The 17,955-nt window shown below is 71.4% G+C and carries 13 protein-coding genes; 5 read left to right on the top strand and 8 right to left on the bottom strand.

The window, feature by feature from the left end; translation table 11 throughout:
- The first annotated feature begins 73 nt into the window (after positions 1-73).
- Positions 74-2,284 (top strand): transglycosylase domain-containing protein, encoded by a 2,211-nt coding sequence (locus tag ACFXGN_RS23585; RefSeq protein ID WP_384862526.1) that lies wholly within the window; start codon positions 74-76, stop codon positions 2,282-2,284.
- Positions 2,285-2,349: 65 nt separating this feature from the next.
- On the opposite strand, the gene ACFXGN_RS23580 is transcribed toward ACFXGN_RS23585, so the two are convergent.
- The 4 genes from ACFXGN_RS23580 to ACFXGN_RS23565 all read right to left on the bottom strand — a co-directional run bounded on the left by ACFXGN_RS23580 (position 2,350) and on the right by ACFXGN_RS23565 (position 8,496).
- A complete protein-coding gene (locus ACFXGN_RS23580) occupies positions 2,350-3,792 on the bottom strand; it encodes a catalase (RefSeq protein WP_384862523.1) in 1,443 nt (480 codons plus the stop codon).
- A 245-nt stretch (positions 3,793-4,037) separates the two neighbouring features.
- The gene (locus ACFXGN_RS23575) at positions 4,038-5,966 is read right to left on the bottom strand and encodes a SpoIIE family protein phosphatase (protein ID WP_384862520.1); all 1,929 of its coding nucleotides are present in this window, start codon (positions 5,964-5,966) and stop codon (positions 4,038-4,040) included.
- 332 nt (positions 5,967-6,298) lie between these two features.
- Entirely contained in the window at positions 6,299-6,964 is a 666-nt protein-coding gene (locus ACFXGN_RS23570; RefSeq protein WP_384862517.1) for a DUF402 domain-containing protein, read from the bottom strand.
- 122 nt (positions 6,965-7,086) lie between these two features.
- Entirely contained in the window at positions 7,087-8,496 is a 1,410-nt protein-coding gene (locus tag ACFXGN_RS23565) for a class II fumarate hydratase (RefSeq protein WP_384862515.1), read from the bottom strand.
- A gap of 106 nt (positions 8,497-8,602) precedes the next feature.
- Between ACFXGN_RS23565 and ACFXGN_RS23560 the strand changes: the two genes are divergently transcribed.
- Positions 8,603-10,129: a ricin-type beta-trefoil lectin domain protein gene (locus ACFXGN_RS23560; protein ID WP_384862512.1), complete on the top strand. Its 1,527-nt coding sequence runs from the start codon at positions 8,603-8,605 to the stop codon at positions 10,127-10,129.
- Between the two features lie 120 nt (positions 10,130-10,249).
- On the opposite strand, the gene ACFXGN_RS23555 is transcribed toward ACFXGN_RS23560, so the two are convergent.
- Complete coding sequence (locus ACFXGN_RS23555; RefSeq protein WP_384862509.1) at positions 10,250-10,900, bottom strand: lipoprotein; 651 nt, start codon at positions 10,898-10,900, stop codon at positions 10,250-10,252.
- Positions 10,901-11,269: 369 nt separating this feature from the next.
- Positions 11,270-12,940, bottom strand: coding sequence for a fumarate hydratase (locus tag ACFXGN_RS23550; RefSeq protein WP_384862508.1), 1,671 nt, complete (start codon positions 12,938-12,940; stop codon positions 11,270-11,272).
- A 432-nt stretch (positions 12,941-13,372) separates the two neighbouring features.
- Between ACFXGN_RS23550 and ACFXGN_RS23545 the strand changes: the two genes are divergently transcribed.
- Entirely contained in the window at positions 13,373-14,089 is a 717-nt protein-coding gene (locus tag ACFXGN_RS23545) for a DUF1707 domain-containing protein (RefSeq protein WP_384862506.1), read from the top strand.
- Between the two features lie 148 nt (positions 14,090-14,237).
- Positions 14,238-14,609, top strand: a complete 372-nt coding sequence (locus ACFXGN_RS23540; protein ID WP_384862504.1) for a WhiB family transcriptional regulator — start codon at positions 14,238-14,240, stop codon at positions 14,607-14,609.
- 145 nt (positions 14,610-14,754) lie between these two features.
- Here the strand turns inward: ACFXGN_RS23540 and glpX are convergent, their stop codons facing one another.
- Complete coding sequence (gene glpX / locus ACFXGN_RS23535) at positions 14,755-15,789, bottom strand: class II fructose-bisphosphatase (RefSeq protein WP_384862501.1); 1,035 nt, start codon at positions 15,787-15,789, stop codon at positions 14,755-14,757.
- A 128-nt stretch (positions 15,790-15,917) separates the two neighbouring features.
- On the opposite strand from glpX, the gene ACFXGN_RS23530 reads away from it, so the two are divergent.
- Positions 15,918-16,442 carry a DUF4245 domain-containing protein gene (locus ACFXGN_RS23530; protein WP_384862498.1) on the top strand — a complete coding sequence of 175 codons (525 nt, stop codon included), beginning with the start codon at positions 15,918-15,920 and terminating at the stop codon, positions 16,440-16,442.
- 99 nt (positions 16,443-16,541) lie between these two features.
- On the opposite strand, the gene ACFXGN_RS23525 is transcribed toward ACFXGN_RS23530, so the two are convergent.
- Positions 16,542-17,132: a malonic semialdehyde reductase gene (locus tag ACFXGN_RS23525; protein ID WP_384862496.1), complete on the bottom strand. Its 591-nt coding sequence runs from the start codon at positions 17,130-17,132 to the stop codon at positions 16,542-16,544.
- Between the last annotated feature and the right edge of the window lie 823 nt (positions 17,133-17,955).

Raw genomic sequence — 17,955 nt, 5'->3', positions numbered from 1 at the left:
GCTGAGCGCGCCCGGAGCGGGCGGGACGGGGACCGGGGTGCCGGTACACACGACGAGCGGAGCGACAGGACACATGGGCGGACCTGACAAGGGCAAGGCGAAGAAACGCGGACTGCGCCGCCTCTTCTCCTGGAAGAAGCTCCTGGGCACCTTCTTCGTCTTCTGCCTGCTCGCCATGGGCGCCCTGTACGTCGTCTACCTCATGGTCCCGGTGCCGAAGGCCAACGCCGAGGCGACCATGCAGAGCAACATATACAAGTACGCCGACGGCAAGATCTTCGCCCGCACCGGCAAGATAAACCGCGAGATCGTCGGTCTGGAGAAGATCCCCGACAAGGTCCAGAAGGCCTTCGTCGCCGCCGAGAACAAGAGCTTCTACCAGGACAACGGCGTCGACATCAAGGGCACCACCCGCGCCGCCTGGTCGACCATCACCGGCAAGGGCAAGCAGGGCGGCTCGACGATCACCCAGCAGTACGTCAAGAACTACTACCTGAGCCAGGACCAGACGGCGACCCGCAAGCTCAAGGAAATGGTCATCGCCCTCAAGGTCGACCAGGAGACCAGCAAGAGCGACATCCTCGCCGGGTACATGAACACCAGCTTCTACGGGCGCAGCGCCTACGGCATCCAGGCCGCCGCCCGCTCGTACTACGGCGTCGACGCGACCCAGCTCACCACCGCCCAGGGCGCCTACCTCGCCTCGCTGCTCCAGGCGCCCAACCAGTACGACTGGACCTCCGCCAGCACCACCGGCCGCAAGCTCGTCGAGCAGCGCTGGAACTACGTCCTCGACAACATGGTCGGCGAGGGCTGGCTCTCCGCCGACGAGCGCGCCGGGATGAAGTTCCCGGTCCCGCAGAAGCCCCGGCCCGCCCCCGGCATGGAGGGCCAGACCGGCTACATCGTCGAGGCCGCCAACCAGGAGCTGATGCGCCAGGGCGTCAGCGAGGAGGACATCAAGGCCGGCGGCTGGACGATCACCCTCACCATCGACGAGAAGAAGCAGAAGGCCCTCGTCAAGGCGGTGGACGACAAGCTGGAGGCCAAGCTCGACCGCGAGGGCGACAAGAAGGACGCCACCGTGCAGGCGGGCGCCACCTCCGTGGACCCGAAGACCGGTGCGGTCGTCGCGATGTACGGCGGTGTCGGCGCCACCGAGCACTGGCTCTCCAACGCCACCCGCCGCGACTACCAGCCCGCCTCGACGTTCAAGCCGATCGTCCTGGCCTCCGCGATCGACAACGGCGCCACCACCCAGGACGGCCGGAAGATCGGCCTCGGCACCGTCTACGACGGCACCAGCAAGCGCCCGGTCGTCGGCAGCACCATCCCCTTCTCCCCGGAGAACGAGGACGACCGCAGCTACGGCCCCGTCACCGTGCAGAAGGCCGCCAACAACTCGATCAACTCGGTCTTCGCCCAGATGATCGTGGACGTCGGCCCCTCGAAGACCAAGAAGACCGCCCTCGCCCTCGGCATGAAGGACGGCCAGGACTTCGGCCAGACGCCCGCCATGTCCCTCGGCACCATGGGCGCCTCCACCCTCGACATGGCCGGGGTCTACGCCACCCTCGACAACCACGGCGTGAAGGTCACCCCGACCCTGGTGAAGTCCGCCGCCCACCGGGACCGCACGGTCGCCCCCGCCCCCGCCATCGGCGAGCAGGTCATCAGCCGCGAGGCGGCCGACACCGTCACCAAGGGCCTGACCGGTGTGGTGCGGAACGGTTCCGGCCTCCGCGCCGCCGGTGACTACCAGGCCGCGGGCAAGACCGGCACCTCCGAGAACAACCGTTCCGCCTGGTTCGTCGGCTACACCCCCGAGCTGGTCACCGCCGTCGCCCTCTTCGGCGAGGACACCAAGGGCAACCAGGTCACCCTCACCGGCACCATCAACCCGGGCCGCGCCAACGGCGGCCGTACGCCCGCCCAGATCTGGGGCGCCTACACCACCGCCGCCCTCGGCGGCGGCTCCGACGCCGCCTTCGACCTGGAGACCGACGGCTCGGACCCGGTCGAGCCGGACCCGGACCCCTCCCGCACCACCGAGACGTCCGGGGAGCCCTCCCAGACGCCGACCACCACGTCGCCGCCCACGACGGCTCCGCCGACCACCGCGCCCACCACCGTCCCGCCGACCCGGCCGACGACCCCGGAGACCACGCCCCCGCCGACCACCGAGCCCCCGGCGACCGGGGAACCGACCTCCCCGCCGCCCACCACCGGCCCGCCGGACGGCGGAGGCGGCGGCGAGCAGAACGGCACCCGTCCAGGAGAGTGACGGCACACCGAGGGCCGGACCCCGACCAGGGGTCCGGCCCTCGGCCGTACGGCCGTGGTGCCGGGTCAGCCGACGCCGACCTCCTTGGCCACCCGGTCGCCGAGGGCCCGGTCCACGTTCCGCCAGTACTCCACCGCCCGTTCCAGGACCGGGGCGCTCACCCCCGCCTTCAGGTGCCCGGCGATGTTCGACACCAGCCGGTCGCGGGCCGCGTCGTCGAGGACCTCGCGGACCAGGGTGCCCGGCTGCCCCCAGTCGTCGTCCTCCGCGTGGAGCGTGTACGCCTCCCGCACCAGCTCGCCCGCCGCCGCCCAGCTCGCGGGCTCGCCGAAGCGCCCGTAGTCGGCCGAGGGACCGCCGTACGAGTTCGGCGCGTACGGCCGGGCGGTCGTCGAGGCCTCGTACCGCATGGCCCCGTCCTTCGCGTACGAGTGGACCGGCGCGTGCGGCCGGTTCGGCGGCAGCTGCGCGTAGTTCGGGCCGATCCGGTACCGGTGGGCGTCCGGGTACGAGAAGAGACGCCCGAGCAGCATCTTGTCCGGCGAGGGGCCGATCCCCGGCACCATGTTCGAGGGCTCGAAGGCCGCCTGCTCGATGTGGACGAAGAAGTCCTCGGGGTTCCTGTCCAGCGTCATCCGGCCGACCTCGATCAGCGGGAAGTCGCCGTGCGGCCACACCTTGGTCAGGTCGAACGGGTTGAAGCGGTAGTCCGCCGCCGCCTCGAACGGCATCACCTGCACCTTGAGCGTCCACGAGGGAGCGTTCCCGGACGCGATCGACTCGTGCAGGTCCCGGCGGTGCAGGTCCCCGTCCGTACCGGCCAGGGCGTCCGCCTCCGCCTGCGGCAGGAAGTCGACGCCCTGGTCCGTCAGGAAGTGGTACTTCACCCAGAAGCGTTCACCACCGGCGTTGATCCACAGATAGGTGTGCGAGCCGTAGCCGTTCATGTACCGGTACGACTTCGGGATGCCCCGGTCGCCCATCAGCCAGGTCACCTGGTGCGCGGTCTCCGGCGAGAGCGTCCAGAAGTCCCACTGCATGTCGTGGTCGCGCAGCCCCGTCACCGGATGCCGCTTCTGCGAGCGGATGAAGTCCTGGAACTTGGTGGCGTCCCGGACGAAGAAGACCGGTGTGTTGTTGCCGACCAGGTCGTACGTGCCCTGGTCGGTGTAGAACTTCAGGGCGAAACCGCGCGGGTCCCGCCAGGTGTCCGGGGAGCCCTGCTCGCCCGCCACCGTGGAGAACCGGGCCAGCATCTCCGTGCGCGCACCCGGCTGGAAGAGCACCGCCCGGGTGAACTGGCTGACGTCCTGCGTCACTTCGAAGAAGCCGTACGCGCCGGAGCCCTTGGCGTGCACCACGCGCTCCGGGACCCGTTCCCGGTTGAACTGGGCCATCTTCTCGATCAGGTAGTGGTCCTGGAGCAGGACCGGGCCGTCGGGTCCGACCGTCAGCGAATGCTCGTCGCTCTCGATCGGATTCCCGGCGTTGTTCGTCGTGTAGGTCACGAGCGTCCTCCCGTCGGTGGGGGATCAGGGGTCGGGGCGCTGCGTCCACCACCGAAGTCAACTCCGCCGACGGAAGATCGGCAACCGCTGACCCGCACGCGCGTACGGGAGGGTGACCCGGACGGATGGTCCGGACGGATGGGCCGGGGCCGTACGGGCGGGGCGGTCCCGGACCCCGGGCATACGGCGGCGCGCGCCCCCATCAGGGACGCGCGCCACCGTTTCCGTTCCGCTCTCCCGGGCCCCTAGGGGGTCGCCAGCTCGAACCAGACCACCTTGCCGCTCGACAGCCGGGTCGCGCCCCAGCGCCGGGCCAGCCGGTTCACCAGGAACAGACCGCGCCCGCCCTCGTCGGTGTCCCGGGCGCGCCGCTGCCGGGGGAGCTGCGGCGAGTCGTCGCCGACCTCGCAGCGCAGCACGTCCGTCCGCAGCAGCCGCAGGGTCACCGGCCGCTCCGCGTACCGCACCGCGTTCGTCACGACCTCGCTGATCAGCAGCTCGACCGAGTCCGTCAGCTCCTCCAGGCCCCAGCGGGTGAGCGCCCGCCGGGCGAGACGGCGGGCCCGGCCCGGCGCCGCGTCCTCCGGTTCCAGGAACCAGTACGCCACGTCGCTGGGCGCGATCCCGTCGAAACGGGCCGCGAGCAGCGCGATGTCGTCGTCCCGGTCACCCGGCCCCAGCATGTCCAGGATGTCGTCGCAGAGCGCTTCGAGCGGCGGCGAGTGGTCGGGACCCGTCAGCTGCGCGGTCGCCGCCAGCCGCTCCCGCAGCTGCTCGATCCCGGTCCACACGTCCCGCAGCCGGGACTCGACCAGACCGTCCGTGTACAGCAGCAGCGTGGCTCCCGCCGGGGCGTCCAGCTCGACCGCCTCGAAGTCCACCCCGCCGACCCCGATCGGGGCACCGGGCGGAACGCGCAGCACTTCGGCACGACCACCCAGATGGAGCAGTATCGGCGGCGGGTGACCCGCGTTCGCGACCGTGATCCGGTGCGAGACCGGGTCGTAGACCGCGTACATACAGGTGGCCATCCGGTTCTCGCCGAGCCGCTGCGCCTGCTCGTCCAGATGGTGCAGGACCTCCTGCGGCGGCAGGTCGAGCCCGGCGAGGGTCTGCGCGGTGGTGCGCAGCTGGCCCATGATCGCCGACGAGGTCATCGAGTGGCCCATGACGTCGCCGACGACCAGCGCCACCCGGCTGCCGGGCAGCGGGATCGCGTCGTACCAGTCGCCGCCCACCCGGGCCGTCTCGGCCGCCGGGAGGTAGCGCGAGGCGAGCTTGACGCCGGTCGGCTGCGGCAGCGAGTCCGGCAGCATCGTCCGCTGGAGCTCGTCCGCGATGTACGCCTCGCGCCCGTACAGCACCGCCTTGTCGATGCCGAGCGCGGTGTGCGTGGCCAGCTGCGCGGCGACCAGCAGGTCGTTCGGCTCGAAACCGGCCCGCTCGGCGCGGCGCATGAAGACGGCCGCGCCGATCACCCGGCGTCTGCCGCGCAGCGGCGCCAGGACCGCCCGCAGCCCGCCGGGCAGCGGGTGCTCGACCCCGAGCAGCTCCGTCAGGGCCGCCTTCGCGGCGGCGGAGTCGCCGAAGACCGGCCGCACTCCGCGCAGCACCTCGGCCAGCGCCCCACCGGCCCGTACCTCGCAGAGTTCGGCCGCGGGGGTCGGGTCGGGATCGGGTACGAGGGTCAGCTCCTCGCCCTCCAGGTCGCTCAGCCGCAGTCGGTCCGTGCGGCGCAGCCGCAGCACGAACGGTGCCACCGGGCGCTCGTCGCCCACCGGCAGCGGATCGCGGAGGTAGACGAGGATCTCGTCGGAGAAGGTCGGCACGGTCGCCCGGCAGAGGCCCAGGACGATCTCGTCCAGGTCGATGCCGCGCGCGATGCGCCGGGTCGCCGCCCCGACGAACCGCAGCCGCTCGCCCTCGCGCCGCATGGTGGTGGCACCGCCGGACTGCTGCGGCGACACGGCGACGGCGACCGCGCCGGGTGCCGGGGGAGGCGGCGGGGCGTCCGCCGGGGGGATGGGTGCGGGCGCCGGGACCGCCGGTCCGCCCGAGGGGGCGGGCGCGTCGGAGGGCAGGCCGACCGGCGCCTCCTGGCGGGGGCGCGCGTGTTCCTGCGGCCGGGCAGCCAGGGGCTGCCGGCCTTCGTGGGAGGTGGGATGCTCCGTCACGCGTGGGGTTCCGTCCGTCCGGGCCGGTGGTGCGATGCACTCGCTCTTCTCGCCGATGCCGCGCCTTCAGCGGGACTAAACCCCTGTTGGGCGGTGGATGTGGACGCTCCGAGAGCGGCGGCAACGGCAGGGGTGGGAACACCCGGGCACACGTCCGGCACTGCTCTCCCCCTCATGGGTGACTTCTGGTCAGGTCCTGCGCTGCGGTGGAACCTTGACGTGCCGTCGGTCCGGTCCGACGCGCCGTCAAGCCGGTCCGGAGTGCCGTCGGATCCGCCTCCGCCGTGCGGAGGACGATCCTACGTTTGAACCCCGGGGGCGCATCAAGGGTCTCACGGTGCCGTGTGCGCCGGTGTGCGGTCCCAGTCGGCCGGCAACTCCGGAACTTTCCACTCCGGATCGGGCCGCCAGTCCTCCCAGCCGTCGGCGAACGGCGCGCCCCAGGAGGTGATCCGGTCCACCGCGAGCCGCCCGGCCGCCCGGACCCGCCCGGCCTGCTCGGGGCCCATCAGTCCGGACCGCTGGGCCTGCGCGAACTCGTCCTCGTCCCGCCACAGCCAGCTGCGGTCCGGATAGACGGAGATGTCCAGGAAGTGGTCCTCGGAGTCGACCCCGCCGGCCCACCGGACCTGCGGTTCCTCCAGGTTCACGTACCAGCTGCGGAACCGCCAGCCGCGGTCCCAGAACAGCCACACCGACCACGGCTCGCCGGGCCGGACCAGTTTCAGCACCCCGCTGCCCGACCAGCGCGCGCGTTCCGTGGTGCGGGCGGCCGTGTAGCGGGTGGCGAGCGGCTCGTCGTGGACGGAGGTCCCGTCCACGAGCACCGGCCGGACGCACTCGGTGCCGGGTGCCATCCAGACCGCGAGCAGCTCGGGCGTGTCGCGCACGACCGTCACCGGTCGGCAGATGTGCACCGCTCCGGTGCCGTTGCCGCGGTAGCGCCAGAGGATGTGATCCCCCGGCGCCCAGTGCTGGGAGCCGTCCGATCCTGTCATGCGCAGATCTTAGGGGCGAGCTTCCGCGACCGCTGCGGTACAGATCACGAAAGGTCGGCTACCGGCCTGCCCCTACCCACTGGTCACTTGCGTTCGGTGGGCGGGGGCCCGCACGGCCGGGTTCACGGCCGGGTCATGCGCAGCACGTCCAGCGCCTCGTCGAGCTGCTCGACCGTGAGGTCGCCGCGCTCCACGTGGCCGGACTCGATCACCACCTGGCGGATGGTCTTCCGCTCGGCCAGGGACCTCTTCGCGATCCTGGCGGCCTCCTCGTAGCCGAGGTACTTGTTCAGCGGGGTGACCACGGACGGCGAGGACTCGGCGTACTCCCGGGCCCGTTCGACGTTGGCCGTGATCCCGTCCACCGTGCGGTCGGCGAGCAGCCGCGACGCCCGGGAGAGCAGGCGCACGGACTCCAGGAGGTTCTTCGCCATCACCGGCAGCATGACGTTGAGCTCGAAGTTCCCCGCCGCGCCCGCCACCGCCACCGTGGTGTCGTTTCCGGTCACCTGCGCGGCCACCATGAGGACGGCCTCGGGGATCACCGGGTTGACCTTGCCCGGCATGATCGAGGAGCCCGGCTGGAGGTCGGGGAGGTTGATCTCGGCGAGTCCGGTACGGGGTCCGCTGGCCATCCAGCGCAGATCGTTGGCGATCTTGGTGAGGGAGACCGCGACCGTGCGGAGCTGCCCGGACGTCTCCACCAGCGCGTCCCGCGCCCCTTGTGCCTCGAAGTGGTCGCGGGCCTCGGTCAGCGGCAGTCCGGTCGCGCGGGCGACCTCCGCGATGACGGCGGCGGAGAAGCCGGGCGGGGTGTTGATGCCGGTCCCCACCGCCGTACCGCCGAGCGGGAGTTCGGCGAGCCGGGGGAGCGCGGAGCGCAGCCGTTCGACGCCGTACCTGACCTGTGCCGCGTAACCGCCGAACTCCTGGCCGAGGGTGACCGGCGTGGCGTCCATCAGATGGGTGCGGCCGGACTTCACCACCGTCGCGAATTCGGCTGATTTTCGCTCCAGGGCGGTGGCCAGATGATCGAGGGCCGGGATCAGGTCGCCGGTGACGGCGCCGGTGGCCGCGATGTGGATGGAGGAGGGGAAGACGTCGTTGGACGACTGGGAGGCGTTCACGTGGTCGTTGGGGTGCACCTCGCGCCCCTCCGGCAGCCGCTCGGTGGCGAGGGTGGCGATGACCTCGTTGGCGTTCATGTTCGACGAGGTGCCCGAGCCGGTCTGGAAGACGTCCACGGGGAAGTGCTCGTCCCAGCGCCCCCCGGCGACCTCCGCCGCGGCCGAGGCGATGGCGTCCGCGCGGTCCCGGTCGATCACCCCGAGGTCGGCGTTGACCCGGGCGGCGGCGGCCTTGATCCGGGCCAGCGCCTCGATGTGGGCGCGTTCGAGCCGCTGGCCGGAGACGGGGAAGTTCTCCACCGCCCGCTGGGTCTGGGCCCGCCACTTCGCGTGCGCGGGGACCCGTACCTCTCCCATCGAGTCGTGCTCGGTCCGGTAGCCCTCGGCCTGGTCGTTCTCGTTCATGTCTCTCAACCTCCCAGAAAAGATGAGCACTTGTCTTGTTCCATGTATTCCCATCGGGCGTACCGGCCAGTAAAAACCGTGGGTAACCCCACTTCCAGGAGGCGCAATGAAGCGCACCAGGTACAGACTCCGCTGGCCCATCGCCGTCGTCGCCGCAGCCGCCGCGGCCCTCGGCTCGATGACCGCGGCGAGCCCCGCCGCGGCGACGGTCACCGGCACTTCCGCCGTCACCGTCGCACCCCTGCCGCCCGACCTCGAGGCGATCCGCGCCGCCGAGGCCACCAGGATCTACGGCGACCCGGCCGAGCGTCCGCTCGCGCAGCGCAAGACCGGCCTGATCTCCCTCGGCGACAGCGAGATCTCCGGCGAGGGCGTCGGCAGCTACGAGTCGCCCACGAACGGCCCGACCAACTGGTGTCACCGCTCGCCCGACGCGGCCATCCACCGCACCGGCATCCCCGCCGACCTCACGTTCAACGTGGCCTGCTCCGGCGCGTACACCGGCAACATCCGCATCGGCGGCTCCAAGCAGTACGCCGACGAACTGGTCCAGAGCGACAGCCTCGCGATCAAGGCGCGCAACACCCGGATCAAGATGGTCCTGCTCGTCGCCGGAGCCAACGACGACCTCCAGTTCGGTCCCGTCATGACCGACTGCGTCACCCGCTACCTGCTCAGCCAGGGCACCTGCGAACCCAAGTACGCCTCCGGCTGGCAGGCACGCGTCGACGCGCTCGTGCCCAAGGTCGAGCAGACCGTCCGCGACCTCAAGACCGTCATGCGCGACGCCGGGTACGCCGACGGCGACTACAAGCTCGTCGTCATGGGCTACCCCAGCCCCATCGGCCCCGACTTCAGGGACAACCCCGACTTCCCCGGCAAGCTGATCTGCGGCGGCCTCGGCTACGACTCCGACACCGTCTGGGGCCGCAACACCGCCGTGCCCGCCTTCGAGCGGGGGATGCGCGCGGTGGCCGCCTCCACCGGAGCCGTCTACCTCGACAACTCGCGCCTCTTCCACGGCCACGAGGTCTGCATGGAGGACACCTGGGCGCGCGGTCTCTACATCGACCTCTCCAAGCCGGGCCTGCCGGACGAGAACTCGGTCCGGCAGTCCTTCCACCCCAACGCGCGCGGCCACGCGGCCTTCGCGTCCTGCCTCACCCAGATCTACGGCTCGGGCGCCCGCGAGGCGAGCTGCGCCGACGTCAACTCCTCCGGGACGCCGACGCTCTTCCCGCTGGCCTGGGACGACGCCTACCAGCCGCTGAGGAACCAGGCGACGGGCAACTGCCTCGACGTCGACTCCTCCTCCTCGGCCAACGGCACCGCCGTCCTCGGCTGGGACTGCCACGGCGGACGCAACCAGGGCTGGTGGTACGACTCCGCCCGGGGCACCGTCCACACCCAGCTGACCCAGGACCGCTGCCTGGACGTGCCGGGAGCCGTCTACCAGACGGGCAAGGCGCTCATCGTCTGGAACTGCGGCGGCGCGGCCAACCAGAAGTTCGTCCGTGACGGCGCCACGATCCGTCCCGCCGCCGCGACCGGTCTCTGCCTCACCCAGAGCGCGGCGAAGCAGCCGGTCCGCCTCCAGAACTGCGACGGTTCCGCGAACCAGAAGTTCGTGTGACCCGAGCGGACACCGTGGACCAGGAGTCCGGGTGACCCGAGCGGACGCCGGGGCCCCCGCCCCCTCACCGGGGGGCGGGGGCCCCGGCCCGTCGAGGCCCTCCAGGGCCTCCCGTAGGGCTCAGGGGGCCGTCTTCAGGCTCGTACGGGCCAGTTCGTACGCCGGGAGCATCGCCTGGTGCTCCGCCGTGTCGAAGCCGCCGAGGTGCACGATCACCGTGCCGCCCGGCGCGGCGACGGCGAACGCCCGCTGCTTCTTCTGCTCCTGGGTGGGCTCGTCAAGGACGGTGTACCGCACCTCCGCGGCGAGCGCGGACCCCGCCCCCGTCCCGGCCGTGGTCTCCTGGATGGTGATTCCGTAAGGCTGCTCCCCGGCCTTCACGAAGGCTTCGATCGCGGTCCCGGGGTTCCCGTCGCGCACCGTCCAGACCCGCAGGAAGCCGATGTTCCCGGCGGGCTTCGCGTCGATCTCGCAGACCATCTCGGCGGGCCCCTGACGGAGCAGCTCGGCGAAGTCCGGGTCCTTCGGGGCCTCGACCGCCCGGGGCTTCCATCCGGCGGCTATCCCGAAGCTCACGGGCAGCGGGCAGGCGCTGCCGTCCGCCCCGACCCGCGCGACGGCGCTCGCGCCGGACGGCGTGGAGGCGGGCGCGGACGGGGGGCGGGGGCCCGGGGTGGCCCCGGCGAGGGGCTCGGGGCCGCCGCAGCCGGTGAGCAGCGCCCCCGCGAGGAGCACGGCGAGGACGGGGGCGGTCCGGGTGGGAAGTGTCATGCGCGCCAGGCTAGCCACGGCCCGGGACCGGCCCTCGGCCGCCCTCCAGGCCCAGGCCGGTGCCGTCGCCGCCGCCGCCGCCGGTGTACGGGATGTCCGGGATGATCGCGTACGCCTCGGCCCCGGTCTCCGCGCGCCGCTCCGTCCCGTACGCGCCGACCTGCCGGGCGGATCGCTCGCCGGACGGATCGGCCGACGAGCACGCGCACAGCCCGCCGACCAGCCGACTGGCCGACCGACTGACTGGCCGACCGGCCGACCCGCACCGCGAAGCCCTCGGTGTGGCGAGCGCCCCGCCACACGACGGACGCCCCTCCGTCCCGTAGGACCGAGGGGCGTCCGTCCCGCCTTCGCGGGAGGTGGTGACGGTCAGCCGAGACCCGGGCCCCGGACCGGGATGTGGGTGAACGTCGGCTCCGGGGCCGGGTTCTGGAAGAAGTCGTTGCCCTTGTCGTCCACCACGATGAACGCGGGGAAGTCCTCGACCTCGATCCGCCAGACCGCCTCCATGCCGAGCTCCTCGTACTCGACGACCTCGACCTTCTTGATGCAGTCCTGGGCGAGCCGGGCGGCGGGGCCGCCGATGGAGCCCAGGTAGAAGCCGCCGTGGCTGCCGCACGCGTCGGTGACCTGCTGCGAGCGGTTGCCCTTGGCCAGCATGACCTTCGAGCCGCCCGCCGCCTGGAACTGCTCCACGTAGGAGTCCATCCGGCCCGCCGTCGTCGGCCCGAACGAACCGGAGGCGTAGCCCTCGGGGGTCTTGGCCGGGCCCGCGTAGTACACCGGGTGGTCCTTCAGGTACTGCGGCATCTCCTCGCCCGCGTCGAGCCGCTCCTTGATCTTGGCGTGCGCGATGTCGCGCGCCACGACCAGCGGCCCGTTGAGGGAGAGGCGCGTCTTGACCGGGTACTTGGTCAGCTCGGCGAGGATGTCGTCCATCGGCTGGTTGAGGTCGATCGTGACGACGTCGCTCTCCTCGGAGAGGTGCTCGTCGGTGGTCTCCGGCAGGAAGCGCGCCGGGTCCGTCTCCAGCTGCTCCAGGAAGACGCCCTCGGCGGTGATCTTCGCGACGGCCTGGCGGTCGGCCGAGCAGGACACCGCGATGGCGACGGGCAGCGAGGCGCCGTGCCGGGGCAGGCGCACCACCCGGACGTCGTGGCAGAAGTACTTGCCGCCGAACTGCGCGCCGATGCCGATCCGCTGCGTCAGTTCGAAGACCTTCTCCTCCAGCTCCTTGTCGCGGAAGCCGTGGCCGGTCTCGGCCGAGCCCTCGGTGGGCAGCTCGTCCAGGTAGTGCGCGGAGGCGTACTTCGCGGTCTTCAGCGCGAACTCGGCGCTGGTGCCGCCGACGACGATCGCCAGGTGGTACGGCGGGCAGGCGGCCGTGCCCAGCGAACGGATCTTCTCCTCCAGGAACTTCATCATGCTCGCCTCGTTGAGGACGGCCTTCGTCTCCTGGTAGAGGAAGGACTTGTTGGCGGAGCCGCCGCCCTTGGCCATGAAGAGGAACTTGTACGCGCCGCCGTCGGTCGCGTACAGCTCGATCTGCGCGGGCAGGTTCGAGCCGGTGTTCTTCTCCTCCCACATGGTCACCGGGGCCATCTGCGAGTACCGCAGGTTCAGCTTGGTGTAGGCGTCGTAGACGCCCTTCGACAGGGCCTTCTCGTCGCGGCCCGAGGTCAGCACGTTCTGGCCGCGCTTGCCCATCACGATCGCGGTGCCGGTGTCCTGGCACATGGGCAGGACGCCCGCGGCGGCGATGTTCGCGTTCTTCAGGAGGTCGAGGGCGACGAACTTGTCGTTCGAGGACGCCTCGGGGTCGTCGACGATCCGGCGGAGCTGCGCCAGGTGCGCCGGGCGCAGGAAGTGCTGGATGTCGCGGATCGCCTCGGCGGCCAGCGTCCGCAGTGCCTCCGGCTCGACCTTGAGGAACGTACGGCCGTCGGCCTCGAAGGTGGAGACGCCTTCGGAGGTCACCAGCCGGTAGGGCGTGGTGTCCTCTCCCAGGGGGAGCAGATCGGAGTACGCAAACTCTGGCATGGGGGCCATTCCTCACTCGGCAAAGACGGCGCACCGCCTCCGTTGGCCGTGCGCCCTCCAGCGTAGAACGCGGGCCGCGGTGCGTTCCTGTGAGGTAAGGCTCACTTGGGCTCCACCGGCCCCACCGGCCTTTCCGGCCGGTGGGGGTCGGGTGGGGCTCCGGTCGGGGTGGGGTCGGGGTCGGCCGGGATCCGGTCGGGTCTGGTACGGCTCTGGGTGCGGTGGGTGCGGTGGGTGCGGTGGGTGCGGTGGGTGCGGTGGGTGTGGGAGGCGGAGGAGGTGCGAGGGGTGCGGGTGGCTCTCTACGGGGCCGGGCTCGCGGGCTGTCCGGCGGGACATCGTGCTTCGAACGGCGGTGCGCGCGGCGGGTTTTCCACAGGCGGCGGCCCCGCCCCCTGGTCGCGATCTATCGCGTTTCGCTAGGCTGGGTCCGTGGACCTCGAAAAGAAGCCCGAACCCGACATCCAGCCGCAGCCGCAGCGCCAGGTCTCGCCCGCCGAGACCGCCCCGGCCGAGACCGTCTTCGCCGATCCGCCGGGCTCGCTGCGGGCCTCGGACGCGGACCGGGACCGGATCGCGGACATCCTCAGGGACGCCCTGGCCGAGGGCCGCCTCGACGCCGAGGAGCACTCGGACCGGATCGACGCGGTGTACCGGGCGAAGACCGTCGGGGAGCTGGAGCCGATCGTCCGCGATCTGCCCGGCGCCCGTACCCACCAGGAGTCCGAGCCCGCGTTCGCGTACGGCCCGGACGACTCCGAGGGCCCGGCGGACAACCTCGTCGCGGTCTTCTCCAGCACCACCCGCAAGGGCCGCTGGCGGGTGGGCCGCCGGACGAACGCGTTCGCGCTCTTCGGGAACATCGAGATCGACCTGACCGAGGCGATCTTCGCCCAGCGCCTGACCACCATCAACGCCACGTCGATCTTCGGGAACGTGGAGGTGCGCGTCCCGGAGAACATCAGCCTGCGGGGCAACGGCAGCGGGGTCTTCGGAAACTTCGAGGTCGTGACCCTGGAGGGCGTCGATCCCCAGGCCCCCGTCGTCGTCATCAACGGCTACTCCGTCTTCGGGAACGTGGAGGCCAGACCCAAGCGCGGCAAGTGGATCACCAATCTCCAGGACCGGCTGCGCAAGCACCTCGACTGACTCCGGGGAACCCCCTTCGGGGTGACCGGAATTCGTCGTCGGGTCTCCGCAGTGCGGAACGGCTCGGTACGCGGTGCATAGGCACGCGTACAGCGGGTAGGGCTGCTGCATCGCCGCTCGCTCGCGAAGCCGTCGTCAGGAGTAGACCGTGCTGCAACTGCCGCATCAGCCCCTCCAGGTCGCCGCCGTCCCCCCACAGCGCGCCCCTGCCCGGGAGGACGAGGCCGGGCCCTGGCACGGTGAGGCCGCCTGCCGCCGGGACGAGGCGGGACTCTTCTTCGCCCCCTCCAAGGAGCCCACCGCCGCGCGGCTGGCGCGCGAGGCGGCGGCCAAGAGGGTCTGCGGACGCTGTCCCGTGATGATCGAGTGCCGCGAGCACGCGCTGATCCAGCCCGAGCCGTACGGGGTGTGGGGCGGGCTGACGGCCGCCGAGCGCCGGGTCGCCCTCGCCCGGCGCAGGCGCCGCGAGGTGGAGATGCGGAAGGCCACGGCGGGCGAGCGGATCGCGCAGGCGGGCTGACGACGGGACCGGCGCCCGGACCGAGGGCGTCCGACCCGTACGGGAAGGGGCGCCCCCACCGCACATGGGGGCGCCCCTCTTCGTACCGTCCAGTCGTCCTCCCGGCCGGTCCACCGGATCCGTTCGTCCGGCCGGACCGTCCCGGTCAGTTCGCCCGGTCGAAGTCGATCTTGCTGTACGCGCGCAGCTTCGAGAGCCGGTGCGTGGAGTCGATCTGGCGGATCGTGCCGGACTTCGAGCGCATGACGAGGGACTGCGTGGTCGCGGTCTCCGCGCGGTAGCGGACCCCGCGCAGCAGCTCGCCGTCGGTGATGCCGGTCGCGACGAAGAACACGTTCTCGCCGCTGACCAGGTCGTCGGTGGAGAGCACCCGGTCCAGGTCGTGGCCCGCGTCGAGCGCCTTACGCCGCTCGGCCTCGTCCTTCGGCCACAGCTTGCCCTGGATCACACCGCCGAGGCACTTGATGGCGCAGGCGGAGATGATGCCCTCGGGGGTGCCGCCGACGCCCATGAGCATGTCGACGCCGGTGCCCTCGCGGACGGCCATGATCGAACCGGCCACGTCGCCGTCCGAGATGAACTTGATCCGGGCGCCGGTCTCGCGGATCTCCTTGACGATGCCCTCGTGGCGGGGGCGGTCGAGGATGACGACCGTGATGTCCTCGGGCGAGGAGTTCTTCGCCTTGGCGACCCGGCGGATGTTGACCGAGACGGGGGCGTCGATGTCGACGAACTCGGCGGCTTCGGGGCCGGTGACCAGCTTGTCCATGTAGAAGACCGCGGACGGGTCGAACATGGTGCCGCGGTCGGCGGCGGCCAGGACGGCGATCGCGTTCGGCATCCCCTTGGCGTTGAGCGTGGTCCCGTCGATCGGGTCGACGGCGATGTCGACCTCGGCGCCGGTGCCGTCGCCGACCCGCTCGCCGTTGAAGAGCATGGGGGCTTCGTCCTTCTCGCCCTCGCCGATGACGACGACGCCGTTCATCGAGACGGTGGAGATCAGGGTCCGCATGGCGTTGACCGCCGCGCCGTCCGCGCCGATCTTGTCGCCGCGGCCGACCCAGCGGCCCGCGGCCATGGCGGCGGCCTCGGTGACACGGACCAGTTCGAGGGCGAGGTTGCGGTCGGGGGCCTCCGGGGAGACCAGGAGCTCGGGCGGCAGGTTTTGCTGCTCGGTCATCGGAACGCACCTTTCTGTACGGCGACGGCCGGAAAAAAAAGAGGGTGCTGTGACTCTATCGCTAGGCCGATAAAATGAGCAGAGGGGCCCACGTATGAGCGCGAGACCCTGATGCGACCATGGTGTGCGTGGCAGCTAAGCGAGGCAGGCAGACGGTACGCGGGATGATCCAGTCCCTCGGGGTGATCTTGGTCGCCGCGGGTGTGATGTATTACTTCATCCCGCACGACGAGGGCGCCGACCCGGTCCCGGCGAAGGACTACCGGGTCGAACTCCTGACGGCCCAGCGGGCGGCGCCGTATCCGGTGCTGGCCCCCGAGGGCCTCGGTGAGGGGTGGAAGGCGACGGTCGTCTCGTACAAGCGCGGGGACGGCGACGCCTGGCAGCTCGGTTTCCTCTCCCCGGACACCCAGTACGTGGCGATCCACCAGTCGACGACCTCACCGGGGACGTTCGTGCCGAAGGTCACCCAGCAGGCGAAGAACACCGGGAAGACCCAGACGGTGGCCGGTGAGGTCTGGCAGCGCTGGGAGGGCCCGAAGTACGACGCGCTCGTCCGGACGGACGGCGGCGCGACGACGGTCGTCACCGGCACCGCCTCGTTCGAGCGCTTCGCCGAGATGGCCGGCTCGCTCCAGGCGAAGAAGGCGTAGGGACCGCTGGAGGGACTCCGGTCCTCAGGTACGGAAAAGGCCCCGCACTCCGAGGAGTGCGGGGCCTTCCGCGCGCCGTCGTGGCGCCGTCGTCCGTGCTCAGACGGTGGTGATGACCTCGTCGTACGAGAGGCGCGGGGAGCGCGGGAACCAGGCGTCCTCGCCCGGCTTGCCGATGTTGACGACCATCAGCGGGGTGTGGTCCGCGTCCAGGAACTCCTTCTGGAGGCCGGCGAAGTCCAGGCCGGTCATCGGGCCCGCGGCCAGACCGGCGGCGCGGACGCCCACGATGAAGTACGCGGCCTGGAGGGCGGCGTTCATGACGGCGGACTGCTCGCGGACCGGGCGCTCGCCGAAGAAGAGGTCCTTGGCCTGCGGGAAGTGCGGGAGCAGCGCCGGGAGCTCCTCGTGGAACTCGTTGTCGGCGGAGAGGATCGCGACGAGCGGGGCGGCGGCGGTCTTGGCCTGGTTGCCCTCGGACATGTGCTTGACCAGGCGCTCGCGGGCCTCGGGGGAGCGGACCAGGGTGACGCGCAGCGGGTTCTGGTTGAAGGCGGTGGGGCCGAACTTGACCAGGTCGTAGATCGCCTGGACCTGCTCGTCGGTCACCGGCTCGTCGGTGAACGTGTTGGCGGTGCGGGCCTCGCGGAAGAGGAGGTCCTGGGCGGCGGGGTCAAGAACGAGAGACATGCGGCGTACCTTCCGGACTGCACAACGGGGCGCTCGTGGGGTTCAAGCGATGTCATGGACAGTACGCCCTTGATTGGTGAAACTTCAACTAACCCATCCGGATAGTGATCCGTTTCACGTTCGAGTCTACGACAGGGGGCGGGGGGTGAGGAGGGGAGGGGGCTCGATCGGGTGCGGGTGCGGGTGCGGGTGCGGCGCGGGGCAGGGCTCCTTGTGCCCGGCGGGCTGGGGGCCGATCGCTTCCCGTGCCCGATGGGGCGGCACGGCCACTCTCCGCGCCGGGGCGGACGGGGGCCGTCGCTTCTCACGCCCGGGGGCGGCCCCTTCTCATGCCCGGGGGTGCGGGGCCACTGCCCTTCGCGCGATGCCGGGGCTCGGACTCCCGTCGCGGCGGCCGACGCGGGGGACCACTGCTCACGCCGATGGGGCGATGCTGCCCCCTGTCGTGCTCGGAGGGCCAAGGCGACCGTTCCTGGTGCCATGCCGGGTGCTGCTGACGCTCCTCGTGGCGGGTGGTGCGGGGCGACCGTCCCCTGCGTCATGCCGGGCACGGCTGGCTCTTCGGGTTGGACGGCGAGGGGCATTGCTTCTCGTGCCTGGTGGGGTGGCGCGGTCGCTTTTCAGACCGGGGCGAGAGGTCGCCGTCCTTCTGGGTCGTGCCGGGCACGGCTGACTCCGGGTTGAGCGGCGGCGGGGTGCTGCTTCTTGTGCCGGGTGGCGCGGTCGCTTTTTACGGCTGGGTGTGTGGCCGCCGTCCTACGTGCCGTGTCGAGCACCGCTGATTCTTCGCGTCGGGCGGCGGGGTGCTGCTTCTCGTGCCTGG

This window comes from Streptomyces sp. NPDC059247 (assembly GCF_042754005.1).
Lineage (GTDB): Bacteria > Actinomycetota > Actinomycetes > Streptomycetales > Streptomycetaceae > Streptomyces.
This window is presented reverse-complemented; position numbering and strand designations above follow the sequence as displayed.